Below are 19,184 nucleotides of genomic sequence, written 5' to 3' on the forward strand. Positions count from 1 at the left end.
TCCTTGAATTAATAGATAAATCAATTAATAAGCAAAACTAACAAACCTTTTCAAAAACAAATTGTAAGCGAATACACTTTCAATGTCAACGCTTTTATTATTTTTTGAAAACGCTTTACAAAAATATCTAAGTATGTATAATGTTGTTTGTAAATAGAACTAACAAACCTTTTGTATCATAATAAAAAATTAGGAAAAGGGTGCTAATATTATGGAAATACCACAAAAAGAACCAGTACATACACATAATTTAGTTTCATGGAAAGAACGCATTAGTTATGCTGTGAGTGATTTTGCATGTAACTTGTCATTCCAAATGATTGGAACATACTTAATGTTCTTCTATACAGATGTTTTCGGGATTACAGCAGCTGCAGTAGGAACGTTATTCTTGGTGGCTCGTATTGTGGATGCTATTGATGGTCCAGTTTGGGGATTATTAATTGATCATACCCATACAAGATGGGGTAAGAGTCGTCCATTCTTCCTATGGTTTGCTATCCCATTCGCAATTTTCTGTGTATTGTGTTTCACAACACCTAATCTAAGCATGGGTGGAAAGGTTGTTTGGGCATACATCACATATATTGGAGTAGATGTTTTGTATTCAGCTGTAAATATTCCAATTACTTCAATTTTGCCTAGTTTAACAAATGATACTGATGAACGTGTAACTCTAAGTACAATTCGTCAATTCTTTGGTACAGCAGGCGCAACCATTGTTACAGTTGCAGCATTACCAATGGTTAACTTTTTTGGTGGTGGCAATCAACAAAAAGGTTTCTTTATTAGTGTATTAATTTTGGCTATTATCTCTGCAATTTTATTGTTAATAACTTTTGCTAATACAAGAGAACGTATTCAAACTAAGAGTTCAAGAAAATCCATTCCAGTTAAACAATCTTTGAAAGCGCTTAAGAAAAATTGGCCTTGGGCAATTATCATTTTTATCAATTTCATTTACTGGCTTGGAATGCAAACCAAGAGTCAAGTTACTGTTTATTTCTTCAAATACAACATGCATAACGCCGGATTAGCTTCATTGGTATTAGGTTTACAAATTGTGGCATTGTTGGCAGTTGTTATTACACCAGCGGTAGCTAAAAAAATTGGTAAGAGAAATACCATGTTAATGGGAATGTTCTTAGCAATTGTTGGTCAATTAATTTTGAGTATAGGTGCAAGTCAATTAAATGTAGCAATCATTATTGTTGCAACCTTGGTTGGATATCTAGGAACAGGTTTTGTTTCAGGATTAATCGCTGTTATGTTAGCTGATTCAGTGGATTATGGTGAATGGAAGAATGGGGTTCGTGCTGAAGGTATCGTTACTTCATTCTCTAGCTTCTCTGCTAAACTTGGAATGGGTATTGGTGGTGCAGTAACTGGTATGATTTTGAGTGCAGGTGGTTATGTAGCTAATGCTACACAAACAGCAACAGCCTTAAGAGCTATTGAACAAAATTACATTTGGGTTCCAATTATTGGTTTTGGACTATCAGCAATTGCTTTGTTATTCTACAAGGTAGATGGTGTTGAAGACAAGATGCAAGCAGATCTTGCAGCAAAACATCAAAAAGAAAATGAAGAAGAATAATATAAGTAATTAGGGAGAGCAACATGGTAATTCATAAAGAAACGATGCGATCAGCAAACGAAAAATCAGTTTTACAGAGAATTTTTACCGAAGGTCCGATTTCAAAAAGCCAGGTAGCTAGGGATGTTAGCCTAAACAAAGTGACTGTGTCACAAATAATCAATAAATTTATTTCAAGTAGATTGGTTGTTGAAGCGGGATCTGGAGATAGCACACAGCAAGGCGGTAGAAAACCTGAGCTGGTACAGATTAATTCGAAATATGGATATGTGGTTTGCATCGATCTTGGATATCAAGAATTATCAGTACTTTCTATGTCAATTAATGGTCAAAAATTAGATAGTAGACATACAATTTTTGGAAATGACGATATAAATATAGCTATTGAAAAAATATATGAAATATTGGTCGAATTTCAGGAAATGCATAAAGAACGATTGCTAGGACTTTTAGTATCGATCCATGGAATCGTTCATAAAAATCAAGTTATTTATTCTCCTTTTTGGAATATGAAACAAATTGATTTGGCTGATACGTTGTCAAAAAAATTTGATATACCAGTAATTTTAGAAAATGAGGCTAATTTGACAGCCACTTTTGAGCGCGATTATAGCGTAAATGAAATTCAGAATGCAGTCAGCATTAGTATGCATAAAGGTATTGGTGCAGGAATAATTATTGATGGCGAATTGTATCGAGGACGAAAAGGTGAAGCAGGCGAGATTGGTCAAACGGTTGCTTTTGAAAGTGAAAATCAGTCACTTGAGAAAAGCAACAAAATTGAAGACGTTTGTTCTCCCCAAGTAATTTTAGCGCGGATTAAAAATGCTAAAAAATTGGAATATATAAATTGGCAACTAGTTCGACAAATGTTTGATGATAAAGATCAAGAAACGTTAGAAATTTTAAAAGAGTTTGAGAATAATGTTGCAAAGATAATTAATAACGTAATTGTGTCATTTGATCCGGACGTGTTAGTTGTTAATGCATACATTTTCAAAGAATTTCCAGAAATTTTAGAACGAATAAGTAATGGTTTTGCACATGTTTCGGTTAGAAATACACCGATTGTTTTAAGTGAGAACGTTAAAAATGCAAGTCTTTATGGCGGCTGTGCCCAAATGATTCGAACTATTTTAGGTGTTTCGAAACTTAAATTACAATACAAAAAATAGAAGAGGTTTTTATAATGAGTGAATATTACGATTTTAACAAGATGGAATATATTGGTAACCAAAAAGGTCTAAAGGCTGGAGATGGTTTTCACTACTACAACCCAGACGAACTTATCCAAGGCAAGAAGATGAGCGAATGGTTGAAATTCTCCGTTGCTTACTGGCACACCATGGATCAACGCTTGGTTGACCCATTCGGAGATGGTACAGCTCAACGTCCATGGGACAAATTCGAAGATCCGATGGAACAAGCTTTAGCTAAAGTAGATTACATGTTCGAATTTTTGGACAAAATGAACGTTGAATATTTCGCATTCCATGATCGTGATTTAGCTCCAGAAGGCAATACTTTACGTGAAACTAATGCTAATTTAGACAAAGTAGTCGACAAAATTGTTGAAAAGATGCAAGAAACTGGTAAGAAAGTGCTTTGGAACACATCAAGCCTCTTTACTAACCCTCGTTTCGTTGCGGGTGGTGCTACAGCACCTTTTGCTGATATCGTTGCTTACTCAGCTGCTCAAATCAAACATTCTTTGGAAATTGCTAAACGGGTAAATTCCATGAACTATGTTTTCTGGGGTGGTCGTGAAGGTTACGAATCATTACTCAATACTGATATGAAACTTGAACAAGAACACATTGCTAAATTTTTCCACATGGCTAAGGATTATGCTAACGAAATTGGTTACACAGGACAATTCTTGCTTGAACCAAAACCAAAGGAACCAACATCACATCAGTATGATACTGATGCGGCAACAACAATTGCCTTCCTTAAGACCTACGGTCTAGAAAAAGACTTTAAGTTAAATCTTGAAGGTAACCATGCTTATCTTGCAGGCCACACTTACGAACATGAAGTTCGCGTCGCTCGTGACGCTGGCTTACTTGGTTCACTTGATGCCAACATGGGTGACAAGTTGATTGGTTGGGATATTGATGAATTCCCTAATGATATTTATGAAGCAACCCTTGTTATGTATGAGATGCTTAAGAATGGTGGCCTAGCTACAGGTGGTTTAAACTTTGATGCTAAACCAAGACGTCAATCATTCACTATGGAAGACCTCTTCTTAGCTCATACTGCAGGTATGGACACTTATGCTGCTGGATTGAGAGTAGCTGCTAAATTACTTGAAGATCGTGTATTTGATTCAGTAATTGAAGATCGCTACAGCTCATTCAAATCTGGTATCGGTGCTGACTTTGAAAATGATAAGGTAACCTTCAAAGAACTTGAAGATTATGTGATCGATAAGCCTCAATCAGAATTGATTGCCGCAACAAAATCTGGTCACTTAGAACAATTGAAATCAACATTAAATAATTATATTTTTACCGTATTAGGCAAATAAGCGAAAAGGTGGCGAATTGCCACCTTTTTATTTTGAAGAGGTGAATGACATGGAAGTTGTATTAGGAGTGGATTTGGGAACAAGTGCGGTTAAGGTATCGGCTGTCGATCGTGAAGGGAAAATTGTTGCCCAACAAAGTGAAGCTTACAGTTTGAATCAGCCCGAACCAGGTTATAGTGAACAAAATCCGGAGGATTGGGTAACCGGAACAACTGCGGCTATCGACCGGTTGATTAAAGTGGATGGTATCAAACCGGATGAAATTACTGGGATTAGCTATTCTGGACAAATGCATGGACTGGTTCTATTAGATGATCATAATCAAGTTTTACGCCCAGCTATTTTGTGGAATGATACCCGAACAACGGAACAATGCAAAGAAATTCTAGATACAATGGGACAAGATTTTATTGATATCACTCGTAATGTTCCACTAGAAGGATTTACTTTGCCTAAACTTTTATGGGTAAAAGAAAATGAACCAGAACTCTTTAATAATGTATCAGTATTCTTATTGCCCAAGGATTATCTAAGATATCGGATGACCGGGAAAATCGCGATGGAATATTCGGACGCGGCAGGAACCGTAATGTTAGATGAAGAAAACAAAACTTGGAGTACGAAGATTGCGGACGCCTTCGACTTGTCTCAAACAATCTTCCCGCCATTAATTGAATCCATTGGATTCGCTGGTACGATTGGAGATACGTATGCGAAGTTCTCCGGATTGAAGACGACGACTAAGATCTACGGCGGAGCCGCTGATAATGCGGCAGGAGCGATTGGAGCCGGAATCTTAAGTTCTAATCAAGTCCTATCTTCAATTGGAACTTCCGGAGTAGTATTGAAGTATGAAGATAATGCCGATGTCGATTATAAGGGAGCATTACATTTCTTTAACCACGCTATTCCAAATAAATTTTATACGATGGGAGTGACCTTAGCGGCGGGCTACAGTTTGAGTTGGTTTAAGAAGACTTTTAGTGCCGATCAAGATTTCACAGAATTTGTAAACGCCGCAGGCGATTCCACCGTTGGTGCTAATGGTTTGTTATTTACGCCATATATTGTTGGCGAACGGACTCCATACCCTGATGGTGACGCGCGCGGTAGTTTCATTGGAATTGATGGAACCCATAATAAGGCAGACTTTACTCGGGCTGTATTAGAGGGAATTGTCTTCTCGTTCAAAGATATTATGCGAATCTTTGCCGAAAAAGGTAGTAATTTTGATACGGTAGTATCAATCGGAGGAGGCGCTAAGAGTCCACTATGGCTCCAAATTCAAGCCGATGTTTTCAATAAGAAAGTAGTTACGTTGAAAAACGAACAAGGCCCCGGCTTGGGAGCGGCAATGATTGCCGCTGTAGGAGTCGGTTGGTTCGATTCATTGAGCGATTGTGCCCAAAAGTTTGTGTCATATGATCAAGAATATGTGCCTGGTAGTGGTAATGTCGAAAAGTATGAAAAGATGTATCAATTGTATAAACAAGTGTATGGACAAACCGCAGAAATCAGTCATAAATTAATGGAATATAGACGAAATAATCTCTAGAGATTATTTATAGAGGCTTTCTCCAAATTAGTGGAGAAGGCTTTTTTATGTGAAATGAAACATGTTTCATGAAATGACACGTGTTACATAGGTTAGAACCCCGTTGCAAGGCCTTTGGAAACGCTTTATTTATATTTGCAATCAATTTATGATAAGCATGTAAACAAAATAAAGCAAAACGAAAGGGAGTACCAGTTATGAATACAAAAAGAGATTTTATTGACACTAATACATATACACAAGAGGAAATCACATACATGATTAATCTTGGTCTTAAGATAAAAGAATCAATTAAGAATGGTTACTATCCACCACTTCTAAAAAATAAGACACTTGGCATGATTTTTGAACAAAGCTCAACTAGAACTAGAACTTCTGCTGAAGCTGCAATGACAGAATTAGGTGGACATGCCCAATACTTAGCACCAGGACAAATTCAATTAGGTGGGCATGAAACAATTGAAGATACGTCACAAGTTCTCGGACGGATTTTAGATATCATCGGAGCACGTGTTGATCGTCATAAGACAGTAGCTGAAGTTGGTAAATATGCTAAGGTTCCGGTAGTTAACTTTATGAGTGATTATAATCATCCAACTCAAGAATTAGGTGATATTACAACAATGGTTGAACATTTACCAGCAGGTAAAAAACTAAGCGATTGTAAAATTGTTTTTGTCGGTGATGCAACCCAAGTGTGTGTTTCAACGATGTTTATGACAACTAAAATGGGAATGGACTTTGTTCAATTCGGACCAAAAGGGTTCCAAATGAAAGATGATGTAGTTGAAATTGGGAAAGAAAATGCGAAGAAATATGGTGGTAGCGTAACAATTACTGAAGATGCTGATGAAGCAATGAAAGATGCTGATTTTGTCTATACAGATGTATGGTATGGTCTCTACGATGACGAAATGCCAAAAGAAGAACGCATGAACATTTTCTATCCTAAATATCAAGTTAATGCTGAATTAATGGCTAAAGCTTCAGATCATGTTAAATTTATGCACTGTCTTCCAGCTACACGTGGCGAAGAAGTAACGGATGAAGTACTAGACTCAGATTACTCGATTGTTTGGGATGAAGCAGAAAATAGAAAGACTGCAATGCGGGCAATCTTCGTATATTTACTTAACCCATCACTAAATTATGCTTCAAAAGCGGTCGCAGAAAAATATGATGCAGAATTTGAATTGATGTTAAAAAATGCAGTAGATTCACGTAATAACTAGACCCGTTACATCGTTTTAAACGATGCAGATTGGAGATAAAGATTATGGAAAACGGGAAAAAGAAGTTTAGATTATTTGATGCAGTTTTAATGTCTGTAGTTGTTATTTTAGTCGTTGAGTCAGCAGCTCCGGCCGCAGCGATTGGAACTTCGCAATTCTTTTGGTGGATCTTCCTACTTGTCATGTTTTTCCTACCATATGGATTAATTTCCTCAGAGCTAGGAACAACATATGCTGGAGACGGTGGCTTGTATGATTGGGTAAAAAAAGCTTTTGGTCCTAGATGGGGTGGAAGACTAGCTTGGTTATATTGGATTAATTATCCAATTTGGATGGCAAGCTTAGCGGTGTTATTTGCTCAAGTAGCTGGTACAATTTTAAAATTAAAATTTAATACATTAACATCAATCATTATCCAATTAGTATTTGTTTGGTTTGTAGTGATTGTTGGAAATAAGCCTGCTTCTGAAAGTAAATGGATTATGAATCTGGCAGCATTCGCTAAAATTTTTACAATTTTATCTTTAGCCATTTTGGGTATCTATGTAGCAATGACTAGAGGTGTTGCTAATGATCTTTCACCACACAACTTTTTACCACAAATGAATATTAGTAGCTTAAGTAATTTGTCGATTATTATTTTTAACTTCTTAGGATTTGAAGTGGTTGCGACGATGGCTGATGATATGGATGACCCTAAAAAGCAAATACCAAAGGCCATTATTTACGGCGGCATTTTAATTGCATTCTTCTACCTGCTTTCTGCATTTGGTATGAGTGCTGCAGTGCCAACTGATAAGCTTTCAGCTTCAAGTGGGTTGTTAGATAGTTTCATATTAATGATTGGTAATATGAATTGGTTTGTAGTGATTATCGGAATTTTATTCTTGTACATCTTGGTTTCAGAAATGGTTTCTTGGGCGTTAGGAGTTAATTATGTAGCAGACTACGCTGCTAAAGACCATGTTTTACCAAATATCTTTGGAAAAGAAGATAAAAATAACATGCCGATTGGTACAGGATATATAAATGGTATTGTTGCTACTATTTTAGTAGTATCTGCTCCATTTATTCCTAATCAAGATATTTTCTGGGCATTTTTCTCTTTGAACGTAGTTGCTCTATTATTGTCATATACAATGATGTTCCCAGCTTTTCTTAAATTAAGAAAAACTGACCCTAATCAAGAACGACCTTTTAAAGTGCCTGGTGGAAAAGTAATGATACAGTTAATGACGTGGGTTCCAGAGATATTGCTATTTATTACAATAATTTTTACAATTGTTCCACTTAATACAGGTAAATCAGAAATGGGAACTAAAATACCAATTCTGATTGGTGTAGTTATTACATTAGCAGTTGGCGAAATTTTTGTACGAGTTGCTGAACATCGTGAGAAGAGTTTAAAACAAAAGGAGAATATAAAATGAAAACATTAGACAGTACCCCTAAAAAAGATGGATATAGGATGCCGGGTGAATTTGAAGAACATTCAGGAGCGTATATGCTTTGGCCACAGAGACCAGATAACTGGCGTAATGGTGGTAAGCCTGCACAACAAACGTTTGCTAAAGTTGCTGAAGCAATTTCAAAATTTGAACATGTTACGGTTGGAGTCAATGATGATCAATATGCTAATGCGCGAAACATGTTATCTGATGATGTAGAAGTTATTGAAATTTCTAATGATGATTCATGGATTCGAGACTGTGGAGCTACCTTTGTCAAAAATGACCAAGGAGATCTTAGAGCAGTCGATTGGACATTTAATGCATGGGGTGGATTAGTCGATGGACTATATTTCCCTTGGGACAAGGATGATCGTGTAGCACAAAAAATGGCTGAATTAGAAGGGACAGATCGTTATCGTCTAGATGATTTTGTGCTCGAAGGAGGCTCGATTCATGTTGATGGCGAAGGTACATTGATTACTACGGAAGAATGCTTATTATCAGAAGGACGTAATCCTCAATTATCTAGAGAACAAATAGAGGAAGTTTTAAAAGAACACCTAAACCTCGAAAAGATTATCTGGCTTAAGAAAGGAATTTACTTAGATGAAACTAATGGACATGTAGATAATATTGCTAACTTTGTAAAACCGGGCGTTGTAGCATTAGCTTGGACAGACGATGAAAATGATCCTCAATATAAAATTTCAAAAGAAAATCTGGAAATTTTAGAGAATGCAACAGATGCAAAAGGCCGTAAATTAAAAGTCGTTAAAATGTACGTGCCTAAACCAGTACTGATTACTAAGGCAGAAAGTGAAGGTGTGGACGCAGTAGATGGTACCTTGCCACGAACTGAAGGTGAGAGACTAGCAGCTAGTTATATTAATTACTACACTGCTAATGGCGGAATTGTATTTCCACTATTCAACGATCCAATGGATGAAAAAGCGAAAGCAACACTTAAAGAGCTCTATCCAGATCGTGAAGTTATTGGAGTCCCAGCTCGTGAAATTTTATTAGGTGGAGGAAATATTCACTGCATTACGCAACAAGTTCCAAAGAAATAACTAACAATACAATAATAAAGGCTGGAAGCAGACCTTCCAGTTTTTTTGTTCTCAAAAATTGAACTGGAGGTATAGATTATGGATAAAAAAAGAGTGGTTGTAGCTTTAGGTGGTAATGCTATCTTATCAAAAGACGCTTCTGCTGAAGCTCAACAGGCAGCTTTACGTGATACATCAAAATATTTGGTTGAATTTGTAAAAAAAGGTAATGAATTAATTATTTCGCACGGAAATGGTCCTCAAGTAGGGAATTTACTTTTACAACAAACAGCAGGAAGTACTAAAGACAATCCTGCAATGCCGTTAGATACAGATGTTTCTATGACTCAAGGTAGTATAGGATATTGGTTACAAAATGCGATGGGAACAGAATTAAAAAAAGCTGGAATCGATAAGCCTGTTGCAACTGTCGTTACTCAGGTAGTGGTTGATGAAGCAGATGAAGCTTTTAAAAATCCTACTAAACCAATTGGACCGTTTTATGATGAAAAAGGTATGCAACAGCAAAAATTAGAGCATCCTGAATATGAGTTTGTAGAGGATGCTGGAAGAGGCTTTAGAAGAGTAGTGCCCTCTCCGAAACCAATTGATGTGGTAGAATCAGATGTTGTAGAAATCATGGTTAAAAATAAAATAATTCCAATATCAGTTGGTGGTGGCGGCGTTCCTGTTATAAAAACAACTAATAGTTTAGTGGGAAAAGAAGCGGTTATTGATAAAGATTTTGCGTCAGAAAAATTAGCTGAAAAGGTTAATGCAGATATGTTGGTTATTTTAACTGCTGTTGATAACGTGTATATAAACTTTAATAAACCCAATCAAAAGAAGTTAGAGAAAATTAATATCGCAGAATTGAAAACATACATTAAAGTTGGACAATTTGCCAAAGGAAGTATGTTACCAAAAGTTGAAGCAGCAATTGACTTTGTCCAGAACACTAAAAATGGGAGCGCTATAATTACCTCGTTACAGAATGTTGGTAAATTTTTAGAGGATGGATCAGGTACAATTATTGTAAAATAATTATCCAAAATTAAGGGGGATTTAGGAGAATGAAACTAATGTCAACTCCTAGAAAAGATGGTTTTCGATTACCCGCAGAATTTGAATTCCAGAACGAGGGGTTCATGATATGGCCACAAAGACCGGATAATTGGCGTAATGGTGGGAAAACTGTACAAAAGGAATTTGTTAAATTAATAACCCTCTTAGCTAAATACCAACCGATGACCATGTTAGTCAATGAGAGTCAGTATAAGAACGCCAGGGCTAGTTTACCAAGCAACATTCGTGTCCTTGAAATGAGTTCAAATGATGCATTTATTAGAGATACGGGTCCGCTGTACTTAAAAAATAAGCAGGGTGAAATTAGATGTATGAAGTTTAATTTTAATGCTTGGGGTGGTCTATTAGATGGGTTGTATTTCCCTTGGGATAAAGATAATGAAGTTGCCTCTAAACTTGCTGATTTGTATCACCAAGATTTTTACCAAGATGATTTTACCTTGGAAGGATGCTCTATTTTAACAGACGGAGAGGGTACACTGATTACTACTGAAGAGGTAGTACTTTCGGAGGGAAGAAATAAAGGAATTAACAAGCAAATTGCAGAAGAAAAATTCAAAGAGTTTTTAGGGATTGAAAAGGTGATTTGGCTACCCGAAGGATTTTTTATGGATGAAGCAGGAGGGGATATTGACAATATTTTAAATTTTGTCAAACCGGGTGAAATAGTTTTATCTTGGACAGAAGATCAGTCAGATCCGCAATATCAAATTAGTAAGAATGCTTTAGAAATTTTATCAAGTGTAACTGATGCTAAGGGTAGAAAGTTAATTATCCATAAGTTAGATTTACCTCAAAATAAAGTTGAACTTTCTAAGGATCAAGCATATGGTGTTGATCCAATAAACGGAATGTTACCTCGAGTTGAAGGACAACGCTTGACGGCAACTTATGTTAATTACATTACTTTAAATAAAGTAATTATTGTTCCGGAATTCGGAGATTTCAACGACAAGATTGCTCAAAAACAGTTGGCAAGCTATTATCCAGACCGCAAAGTAATTGGTTTTGCAGCCAATGAAATTTTAACTGGTGGCGGGGGATTGCATACGATTGTACTTACTATGCCAGGACGTTGATGGAGGTAGTTTATGAATTTCTTCGATATTGTAGAGCCCCATCTTAAAATGTTAACTAAAAATGAACAGGTTTTATTTGATTATGTTGTATCAAATATGAATAAAATTAAAAATCAAAGTATCCGTGAAGTGGCAGGAGAAACGTATGTATCGACAGCGACCTTTCTAAGATTCGTGAAGAAGATAGGTTTTGCCGGATTCAGTGAATTTACAACGGTTATTAAATATACAGTATTAAATGAGAATACTAAAAAGACCGAACCCACACCTTTTGAAGTTTCACAAACTGATTATCGTGAAGAGTATTTAAAAAATATTATAGAGTCTGTGCGGGTTATCCCAATAAAGAAACTACATGAAATAACTAAAAAGCTTTCAGATCATCCTACGATTTATTTATTTTCAAAGGGAGTTAGTAAGTATGCTGCGGAGTATGTCTACTATATTTATACGATGGCTGGATTCAATGTTAAGTACCCAAGAGATTATGATTTTAGACAGATTGCTAGTAAACAGGTTAAACCGAATGATTTGGTTTTTATTCTAACGTATAATGGGAAAAATTTAGAATTTGTTGAAATGATTAAGAACTAGGGGAACCTTGAAGAAAAACCGTTTCTAATTTCAATAACCGAACCTGATAATAATACTATTCAAAATTTAAGTGACATTAATTTATACATTTTCTCAGATAGTATTAAGGTTAATAATACAGAAATAAGTTCACGGGTCTCTACAATTTCTCTGATGGAATTGGTATTGTATCAGTATATTGAAGATTACGGTGGTAGAGATTTTAATTTTATAAAAAGATAGAACTAGAGTTTATTTTTAATATCGTATTTTGTTACCAGAAGTTTTTTACTTAACTTCTGGTTTTTATTTTAATCATTTAAAATAATTCAAGCATTGCTCCGACACAAAAACTATATTAAACTGACAGTGTTTATGTTAGCGTTTTCAAAAGCGATGAAGGAGTTAGTGTCGATGATTAAAGAACGTGTTATGGAGTTACTGCAAGATGAAACGGCCAATAAAGATTGGCAAAATAATGGAGTATCTGCAGAAAGTTTATGTCAACATTTTAGTGTGCGCCGAAATACGATTAGTGCTTATTTAAATGAGCTTTGCAAAGAGGGACAAGCAATTAAAATTAATTCACGTCCAGTTTTATTCTGGGATAGAAAACAACTAGAAGAACGCTATGAAATAAAATTAACCGACCATGAGTATGCAAGTTTAAAAGACCTAACTGCACAATTAGAAAATCCTAAAAAGATAAGTCCTTTTGACGTAGTTATCGGCTCTCAAGGGTCACTTTATACGCCAATCGAAAGGTTAAAGGCAGCGGCAGGTTATCCTGGAACTGGATTGCCAGTATTAATTACGGGTTCTACTGGTACTGGTAAATCTTTTTTAGCTAAAGTTTTTTATCAATATTGTGTTGATAAAGGCTTTCTCGCAGAAGGTTCTAATTTCGTTCACCTGAATTGTGCTGAGTATGCCGATAATCCGGAACTACTTGCCAGCAATTTATTTGGCTATCGTAAGGGAGCATTTACTGGAGCTAGTGAAGATAGTAAAGGATTATTTGATGAGGCAGATGGTGGGATGCTGTTTTTGGATGAAATCCATCGCTTAGATGCTAAGGGACAAGAAAAATTATTTAATTATCTGGATAATGGAAAGATTACACCTTTAGGAGAGACAAAGAAGGCCCATTCTGTAAAAGTACGCTTAGTTTTTGCAACAACTGAAGATGTCCAAAGTCACTTCTTAGATACTTTTATTCGTCGAATACCGATTCAAGTTGAAATTCCTGAATTGAACGATCGTCCGCGACAGGAACGTGAAAATTTGGTAAAGTCCTTTTATTTAACCCAAGCACAAAGAATAGAGAGAAATATTCAGGTTAATACCTCTGTTTTAAATATATTAAGCTCAGGAAGTTATTTAGGAAATGTTGGACAACTTAAAAATACGGTTTTAATTTCAGTTGCTAACAGTTTACAAAGATCTGAAAAAGAAAACGTAATTGATATCTTGCTTTCTGACGTTCCTAAGACAGTAATTGATCAAAATATTAAAAATTCAAAATTGCTTTCTTTCAGTGACCAATTTGTAAGTGTACTACCTCAAATGGCGATTGATGATTTAATTTCGCAGTCACAAGCATATACGGATGAGATCAAGAGAGCAATTTTAAAAATTATTAAGCAGTATGGTCAAAAACATAATCGTATGACGTTTGTTAATAATGCAATTGATGAGATTAATCAATTATGTGACTACTTAATTTTTAAAAAAGATTCTGATGGAAATGATGTATCGATTGAATTTTTAAAAAAGATTTTTTCAGATCGTATTGTCAATATTGAAAGCAATCAGGATATTAAATTTATGGGAAATGCGGCGCTAGTTTTGTCATATTATTTTTATAATCGTGAACGTTCTAATTGGCATCTTAAAAATTCCGAAGAACAAATACTTGTTCAAATTATAGACTCATTTCGAAAAGAGGATTTAGAATTAGAAAATATTATTAACGATATGAAATTAATTACAAATAAAGCAATGAATTTTTATATGGATACTGTAGATGAATTGTTCGTACATTTGTACCTTCGTAGTGTAAGGAAAGCAGTCAATGCTCAAAATATTAGATGTATTATTCTGTCACATGGATATTCGACAGCTAGTAGTATTGCCAGCGTGATTAATAATATGCTAGGTGAGCATGTGTTAGATGCAATTGATATGCCGTTAGATATTGATGTTCAAGAAATAGGCAATAAGATAAATAGCTACATAAAGAATCGGTCGATTAATAATGGTTTAATTTTAATGGTAGATATGGGGTCACTTGAGGGGATTCAAGAGTTTATTAATAATGAAGTTGATTTTCCAATAGGGATTGTGAATAATGTTTCGACACAATCTGCATTGTTGGTAGCTGATGATATTCGGCAATGCAAAGATATCAATAAAATTATGGACGATATTCGAAGTAAAATTATTCCAAGTACCCAAGTGATTTATCCTAAAGAAATAAAAAAGAATTTAATTATAACTTGTTGTTTTACGGGGATTGGAACAGCTAATAATGTGAAAAATCTTTTATTAGATAGTATGCCGGAGGAAGTAGATTGTGATATTCAAGCTTTTGAAATAGAACGTTTGAAAGACGAAGAGCAGATTGCTATTTTTAACAAGTTATACAATATTTTAGCTGTAGTGGGAACAATTGATCCAGGGTTACCTAAAGCTCCATATATTTCTTTAGAAAGTGTTATTTCTGGAAATGAAATAGATAAATTTAATGATGCATTACAAGCATGTATGACAGATGAACAAATACTAAGTTTTAATGACCAATTAATTCATAATTTTTCATTAGAGAGGGTAATTAATTCGATAACTATTTTGGATGCTCATTTGGTGATGGATAATATTGATCGAGCCATCAAATCATATAGTGATTTAAGTGAGCAAATAATTGGAAATGTAACAAGAATGTCGTTATACGTGCACATTAGTTGTTTGATTGAAAGATTGATTAGAAATGAACCAATTACAACTTATGATTTATCTGTGATTGGCGACACTAATGCAAAACAAACTTTTAAATGGATAAAAGAAGCTTTTAGTGTGATTGAAAAGATTTATAGTGTCGAAATACCAGAGTCTGAGTATGGATATATTTTTGATATTATCCGTGCTAATGCTTGATAGTACACAGTTTTAATAGTTTTAAAGAAGCGTGCCTGTTTTTTTGGCACGCTTTTTGCTTTATATAGGTGTAAGGAAAAGTAAGGGAGTGAACGACATTGAAAATAATTTTGGCAAGTCATGGAGAATTGGCCAAAGGTATGAAAAATACATTAAATATGATTGTAGGTGATCAAGCAAACATTAAAGCTTATTCTGCGTATGATGAGGAAAATATTGATTTTGTTTCAGATATAAATAAAGAAATTCAAAATAGAAATGATGAGGAATTGATAATTGTAACTGATGTGATGGGTGGATCAGTTAATAATGCAATGACTGAATTGGTACTTAAAAATCCAGATGTATTTCTTGTTACAGGTATGAATTTACCGTTTGTTTTATCTTTAGCAACTTATTGTGGTCGCGTTGATTTTGAAGCTATTAATAATTTGGTTATAGAGGGAAGAAAGGGTTTGATTAATGTCAACGAGGTAATTCAGACAATTAAGGAGGAATAAAAATGATTAAAGTAGTTCGAATTGATCACCGCTTATTACATGGACAAGTAATATTCGCTTGGACAAAATCGCAAGGGATTGAACGTATCATTGTGATTGATAATGACGCTGCAGGAGATGACTTTAAAAAAATGTCTCTTAAATTATCTAAACCGGCAGATATTAAATTAAGCGTCTTTAGCGTAACTCAAGCAAAAGAGAGAATGGAAAAAATTAATAAACTAAAAAGCAATACTATGGTAATTTTCGGTGACGTTTTACAAGCTGGTGAAATTATTCCTGATTTAAATGGAATAACGGAAGTCAATTATGGAGGAGTAAAAAACCGTCCAGATACTAAAAGATACAGTAATGCGGTGTTTCTGAATGATGAAGAAGTAAGAAGTAGTCAAAGATTAAAAGAACAAGGCATTACATTATTTATGCAACAAGTTCCTACCTCTAAAAGAGAAAGTCTAGACGCATTGATTTAGTTTTAATAAGGAGGTTAGATGAATGCTAACAAAAGCGATATTACTAGGGATAATAAGTGTTTTTGGTGTTATGGATTCTCGAATGTTAGGTCGTACAAATTTTGAGCAGCCATTAGTAATGGGAGCACTTGTAGGAATAGCCCTAGGAGACTTAACTAAAGGATTAATTGTTGGAGCATCTTTAGAATTAATATTTATGGGTATCGTAAATATTGGCGCAGCCGCACCACCAGATTTGGTTTTAGGATCAGTTATGGCCACTGCTTTTGCAATTTTATCACATACAAATGCACAAACAGCTTTAACAATTGCTCTACCAGTTGCTATTTTAGGACAAATGGTGGGAATTCTTTTAAGGATGTTTATGTCGACATTTGTTCATAGAGCTGAGAGTGATATTGAAAATGGTAATTTTGCTAAAGCGAGAAGATTTCATATTTTATGGGGACCAATTTTATATTCATTAATGTACTTTGTTCCAGTATTTATAGCAATTTATTTTGGTGCAGATGTTGTAAAAGATATTGTTCAGTCTATTCCCTCATGGCTTACTGATGGACTAAACCTAGCAAGTAAGATTCTTCCTGCATATGGATTTGCATTGTTAATGCAAACGATGGTTTCTAAGAAAACTGTGGTTTATCTACTGATTGGATTCTTTATCACAGCTTATGGAGGATTATCAGTTACAGGTGTGGCAATTTTTGCAGGGCTGTTAGTACTCGTATTGAATGAAATTTTACCCAAAAATAATGTAGTAGAAGCATCAAGTGATGATGAGTTGGATGATGATTTAGAAGAACTTTAGGAGGTGAGTTGATAATGGCTGAAAATTTAGAATTAACAAAGCAAGAACAGCGAAAAAAATATTGGTCATTTTTCTGGAGATCGTATGCAATTCAAGCATCGTGGAACTACGAAGGACAAATGAATCTAGGATTTTTGTATGGAATAGCCCCGACTCTTGATCGTTTGTACGATGTAAATAATGAAGAAGAGTTACGAAAGAAAAAAGAGGCGTATAAACGTCATCTGGCATTTTACAATTGTACTCCTCAGACTAGTGCATTTGTGTTGGGATTAAGCTCTTCAATGGAAGAAGAATATGCAAAGAACCCAACGACGTTTAATCCAGATTCTATTAATGCTGTTAAAGCATCTCTGATGGGTCCATTGTCTGGAGTTGGAGATTCATTTTTTCAAGGAACAATAAAGGTACTTGCTTTTGGATTAGGAGTCAATTTTGCTCGACAAGGTAGTATTCTAGGACCATTATTAGCAATTTTAATTTCATTTATTCCAGCGGCTTTAGTCACATATTACGGTGGAAAATTAGGATATACGACCGGAAATAGCTTCTTAAAGAAACTGACAAGTCAAGGAATTATGGATCGGGCAATGTATTTAGTAACAATTGTAGGGTTAATGGTAATTGGTTCAATGATAGCTAGCATGATTGGTATTACTACACCTATCCATATGGGAAAAACTTTCAATTTACAAAAAACATTGGATACTATTTTCCCTCAAATGATACCACTTCTTGTGACTTTCTTTATGTATTACCTTCTTCATAGAAAAGTGAAGACTGGTTGGATTTTAACAATTTGTATATTGAGCGGATTGTTATTTAGTGTGCTAGGTATTTTTGCTTAAAATATTGGTATTAAAAATTAAAAAAATATTTATCTGGAGGAATTTTATTATGAACATTACACCAAAGTCAATTATTGGAGATATTAAGAAAAAGAACGGCAATATCAATCGAGTGATTTTTACAGGATGTGGTGCATCGATGGCTGACTTATACCCTGGTTATTATTTTATTTCACATGAAAGTAAGCATCTTTTATCATCAATTATGCAAGCTAACGAATTTAACTACGACACTCCTAAAGATGTAAATGAAAATACAATTGTTATTACAGCTTCACTAGGTGGAAGTACACCTGAATCAGTTGAAGCGACAAAACATGCTCGTGAACTAGGTGCTCATGTTGTAACATTATCCCATGTACCCAATTCAGCCATTATTAATGAGGCGGAATATAGCTTAGTTCATGGTTTTGAAGAAGATTACGCACATAAAACCGAAAAAATGACACTTGCACTACAACTAGCAATCGAAATTGTAAATCAATTTGAAGGATATGATTACTATGCAGATGCGCAAAAAGCATTTGAGGGATTATTTAATTTAATTAATCAAGAAGCTAATATGGTAGCTCCAGCCGCAGAAGAATTTGTTACTAAGTACAAAGATGAAAATACGATTTATGTTCTAGGTAGTGGTGCAAGTGCTGATGTTGCATATTCAACAGCGTCCTTCTTGTTCATGGAAATGCAATGGATTAGTTCACCAACTATTCATTCAGGTGAGTTCTTCCATGGCCCATTTGAATTAGCACTCAAAGACACGCCATATCTTTTGTTCATGAGCGATGGTAATACACGTCATTTAGATGCACGTGCAATGGCATTCTTACAACGTTTTGATACTAAGCTAACGGTTATTGATGCTAAAGATCATGGACTTGCATCAATTGCTTCTAGCAATGTTATTGACTACTTCAATCCTATGTTAATTACAGGTGTAATGCGGGTATACGCTGAAAAACTGGCTGAAGCTCGTCAGCATCCACTAACACAGCGTCGTTACATGTGGAAACTAGAAAACTACTAAAAAGTAAAATTTTGATGATAGAGCATTGTGCTCTATCTTTTTTATTAGGAGGCAGATATTTTATGTATAAAGCGGTAATATTTGATATGGATGGTGTATTGATTAAATCCGAAGAATTTTATTTTGAACGTAGAATGGAATTTTTTAAAAAAATAGGAGTAAAGCCTGACTCTACTGATAAGATTACATAGGTGCATCGAATAAAGAAGTTTGGCAA

General features: G+C 34.9%; 16 protein-coding genes and 1 pseudogene. All 17 read left to right on the forward strand.

The features are described 5' to 3' along the window. Positions 1-211 precede the first annotated feature (211 nt). The 17 genes and pseudogenes from PEPE_RS00910 to PEPE_RS09340 all read left to right on the forward strand — a co-directional run bounded on the left by PEPE_RS00910 (position 212) and on the right by PEPE_RS09340 (position 19,158). Positions 212-1,597, forward strand: coding sequence for an MFS transporter (locus PEPE_RS00910; RefSeq protein WP_011672907.1), 1,386 nt, complete (start codon positions 212-214; stop codon positions 1,595-1,597). A 23-nt stretch (positions 1,598-1,620) separates the two neighbouring features. Then, a complete protein-coding gene (locus tag PEPE_RS00915) occupies positions 1,621-2,772 on the forward strand; it encodes an ROK family protein (protein WP_011672908.1) in 1,152 nt (383 codons plus the stop codon). A gap of 14 nt (positions 2,773-2,786) precedes the next feature. Beyond that, positions 2,787-4,130 (forward strand): xylose isomerase, encoded by a 1,344-nt coding sequence (xylA, locus tag PEPE_RS00920; RefSeq protein WP_002834438.1) that lies wholly within the window; start codon positions 2,787-2,789, stop codon positions 4,128-4,130. A 49-nt stretch (positions 4,131-4,179) separates the two neighbouring features. Continuing rightward, positions 4,180-5,685, forward strand: a complete 1,506-nt coding sequence (gene xylB, locus PEPE_RS00925; RefSeq protein ID WP_011672909.1) for a xylulokinase — start codon at positions 4,180-4,182, stop codon at positions 5,683-5,685. 197 nt (positions 5,686-5,882) lie between these two features. Beyond that, positions 5,883-6,917 (forward strand): putrescine carbamoyltransferase, encoded by a 1,035-nt coding sequence (gene ptcA / locus PEPE_RS00930; protein ID WP_011672910.1) that lies wholly within the window; start codon positions 5,883-5,885, stop codon positions 6,915-6,917. Between the two features lie 44 nt (positions 6,918-6,961). Further along, positions 6,962-8,347 (forward strand): APC family permease, encoded by a 1,386-nt coding sequence (locus PEPE_RS00935; RefSeq protein WP_011672911.1) that lies wholly within the window; start codon positions 6,962-6,964, stop codon positions 8,345-8,347. Continuing rightward, entirely contained in the window at positions 8,344-9,438 is a 1,095-nt protein-coding gene (gene aguA, locus PEPE_RS00940) for an agmatine deiminase (RefSeq protein ID WP_011672912.1), read from the forward strand. The genes PEPE_RS00935 and aguA (PEPE_RS00940) overlap by 4 nt, the downstream gene beginning before the upstream one ends. A gap of 78 nt (positions 9,439-9,516) precedes the next feature. Beyond that, the gene (arcC, locus tag PEPE_RS00945; RefSeq protein ID WP_011672913.1) at positions 9,517-10,461 is read left to right on the forward strand and encodes a carbamate kinase; all 945 of its coding nucleotides are present in this window, start codon (positions 9,517-9,519) and stop codon (positions 10,459-10,461) included. A 29-nt stretch (positions 10,462-10,490) separates the two neighbouring features. After that, a complete protein-coding gene (gene aguA, locus PEPE_RS00950; RefSeq protein ID WP_011672914.1) occupies positions 10,491-11,582 on the forward strand; it encodes an agmatine deiminase in 1,092 nt (363 codons plus the stop codon). Positions 11,583-11,594: 12 nt separating this feature from the next. Beyond that, a pseudogene (locus PEPE_RS00955) lies at positions 11,595-12,398 on the forward strand (MurR/RpiR family transcriptional regulator). Positions 12,399-12,569: 171 nt separating this feature from the next. Beyond that, complete coding sequence (locus tag PEPE_RS00960) at positions 12,570-15,311, forward strand: sigma 54-interacting transcriptional regulator (protein ID WP_011672916.1); 2,742 nt, start codon at positions 12,570-12,572, stop codon at positions 15,309-15,311. Positions 15,312-15,409: 98 nt separating this feature from the next. Then, complete coding sequence (locus tag PEPE_RS00965) at positions 15,410-15,811, forward strand: PTS sugar transporter subunit IIA (protein WP_023439887.1); 402 nt, start codon at positions 15,410-15,412, stop codon at positions 15,809-15,811. A gap of 2 nt (positions 15,812-15,813) precedes the next feature. Further along, positions 15,814-16,284 (forward strand): PTS sugar transporter subunit IIB, encoded by a 471-nt coding sequence (locus PEPE_RS00970; RefSeq protein ID WP_023439888.1) that lies wholly within the window; start codon positions 15,814-15,816, stop codon positions 16,282-16,284. A gap of 22 nt (positions 16,285-16,306) precedes the next feature. Next, positions 16,307-17,092, forward strand: a complete 786-nt coding sequence (locus tag PEPE_RS00975) for a PTS mannose/fructose/sorbose/N-acetylgalactosamine transporter subunit IIC (protein ID WP_011672917.1) — start codon at positions 16,307-16,309, stop codon at positions 17,090-17,092. 14 nt (positions 17,093-17,106) lie between these two features. Then, on the forward strand, positions 17,107-17,940 hold the full coding sequence (locus tag PEPE_RS00980; protein ID WP_011672918.1) for a PTS system mannose/fructose/sorbose family transporter subunit IID: 834 nt from the start codon (positions 17,107-17,109) through the stop codon (positions 17,938-17,940). Positions 17,941-17,989: 49 nt separating this feature from the next. Continuing rightward, positions 17,990-18,967, forward strand: a complete 978-nt coding sequence (locus PEPE_RS00985; RefSeq protein ID WP_041526949.1) for an SIS domain-containing protein — start codon at positions 17,990-17,992, stop codon at positions 18,965-18,967. 62 nt (positions 18,968-19,029) lie between these two features. Further along, positions 19,030-19,158, forward strand: coding sequence for a hypothetical protein (locus PEPE_RS09340; protein ID WP_261785713.1), 129 nt, complete (start codon positions 19,030-19,032; stop codon positions 19,156-19,158). Positions 19,159-19,184 lie beyond the last annotated feature (26 nt).

This window comes from Pediococcus pentosaceus ATCC 25745, from assembly GCF_000014505.1.
GTDB lineage: Bacteria > Bacillota > Bacilli > Lactobacillales > Lactobacillaceae > Pediococcus > Pediococcus pentosaceus.

Excerpts from the sequence above, each read along its gene's own strand:
- PEPE_RS00910 (WP_011672907.1), top strand. The coding sequence starts at position 212 with ATGGAAATACCACAAAAAGAACCAGTACATACACATAATTTAGTTTCA.
- PEPE_RS00935 (WP_011672911.1), top strand. The coding sequence starts at position 6,962 with ATGGAAAACGGGAAAAAGAAGTTTAGATTATTTGATGCAGTTTTAATG.
- ptcA (WP_011672910.1), top strand. The coding sequence starts at position 5,883 with ATGAATACAAAAAGAGATTTTATTGACACTAATACATATACACAAGAG.
- PEPE_RS00915 (WP_011672908.1), top strand. The coding sequence starts at position 1,621 with ATGGTAATTCATAAAGAAACGATGCGATCAGCAAACGAAAAATCAGTT.
- PEPE_RS00980 (WP_011672918.1), top strand. The coding sequence starts at position 17,107 with ATGGCTGAAAATTTAGAATTAACAAAGCAAGAACAGCGAAAAAAATAT.
- PEPE_RS00970 (WP_023439888.1), top strand. The coding sequence starts at position 15,814 with ATGATTAAAGTAGTTCGAATTGATCACCGCTTATTACATGGACAAGTA.
- PEPE_RS00985 (WP_041526949.1), top strand. The coding sequence starts at position 17,990 with ATGAACATTACACCAAAGTCAATTATTGGAGATATTAAGAAAAAGAAC.
- xylB (WP_011672909.1), top strand. The coding sequence starts at position 4,180 with ATGGAAGTTGTATTAGGAGTGGATTTGGGAACAAGTGCGGTTAAGGTA.
- arcC (WP_011672913.1), top strand. The coding sequence starts at position 9,517 with ATGGATAAAAAAAGAGTGGTTGTAGCTTTAGGTGGTAATGCTATCTTA.
- PEPE_RS00960 (WP_011672916.1), top strand. The coding sequence starts at position 12,570 with ATGATTAAAGAACGTGTTATGGAGTTACTGCAAGATGAAACGGCCAAT.
- PEPE_RS09340 (WP_261785713.1), top strand. The coding sequence starts at position 19,030 with ATGTATAAAGCGGTAATATTTGATATGGATGGTGTATTGATTAAATCC.
- aguA (WP_011672914.1), top strand. The coding sequence starts at position 10,491 with ATGAAACTAATGTCAACTCCTAGAAAAGATGGTTTTCGATTACCCGCA.
- PEPE_RS00975 (WP_011672917.1), top strand. The coding sequence starts at position 16,307 with ATGCTAACAAAAGCGATATTACTAGGGATAATAAGTGTTTTTGGTGTT.
- aguA (WP_011672912.1), top strand. The coding sequence starts at position 8,344 with ATGAAAACATTAGACAGTACCCCTAAAAAAGATGGATATAGGATGCCG.
- xylA (WP_002834438.1), top strand. The coding sequence starts at position 2,787 with ATGAGTGAATATTACGATTTTAACAAGATGGAATATATTGGTAACCAA.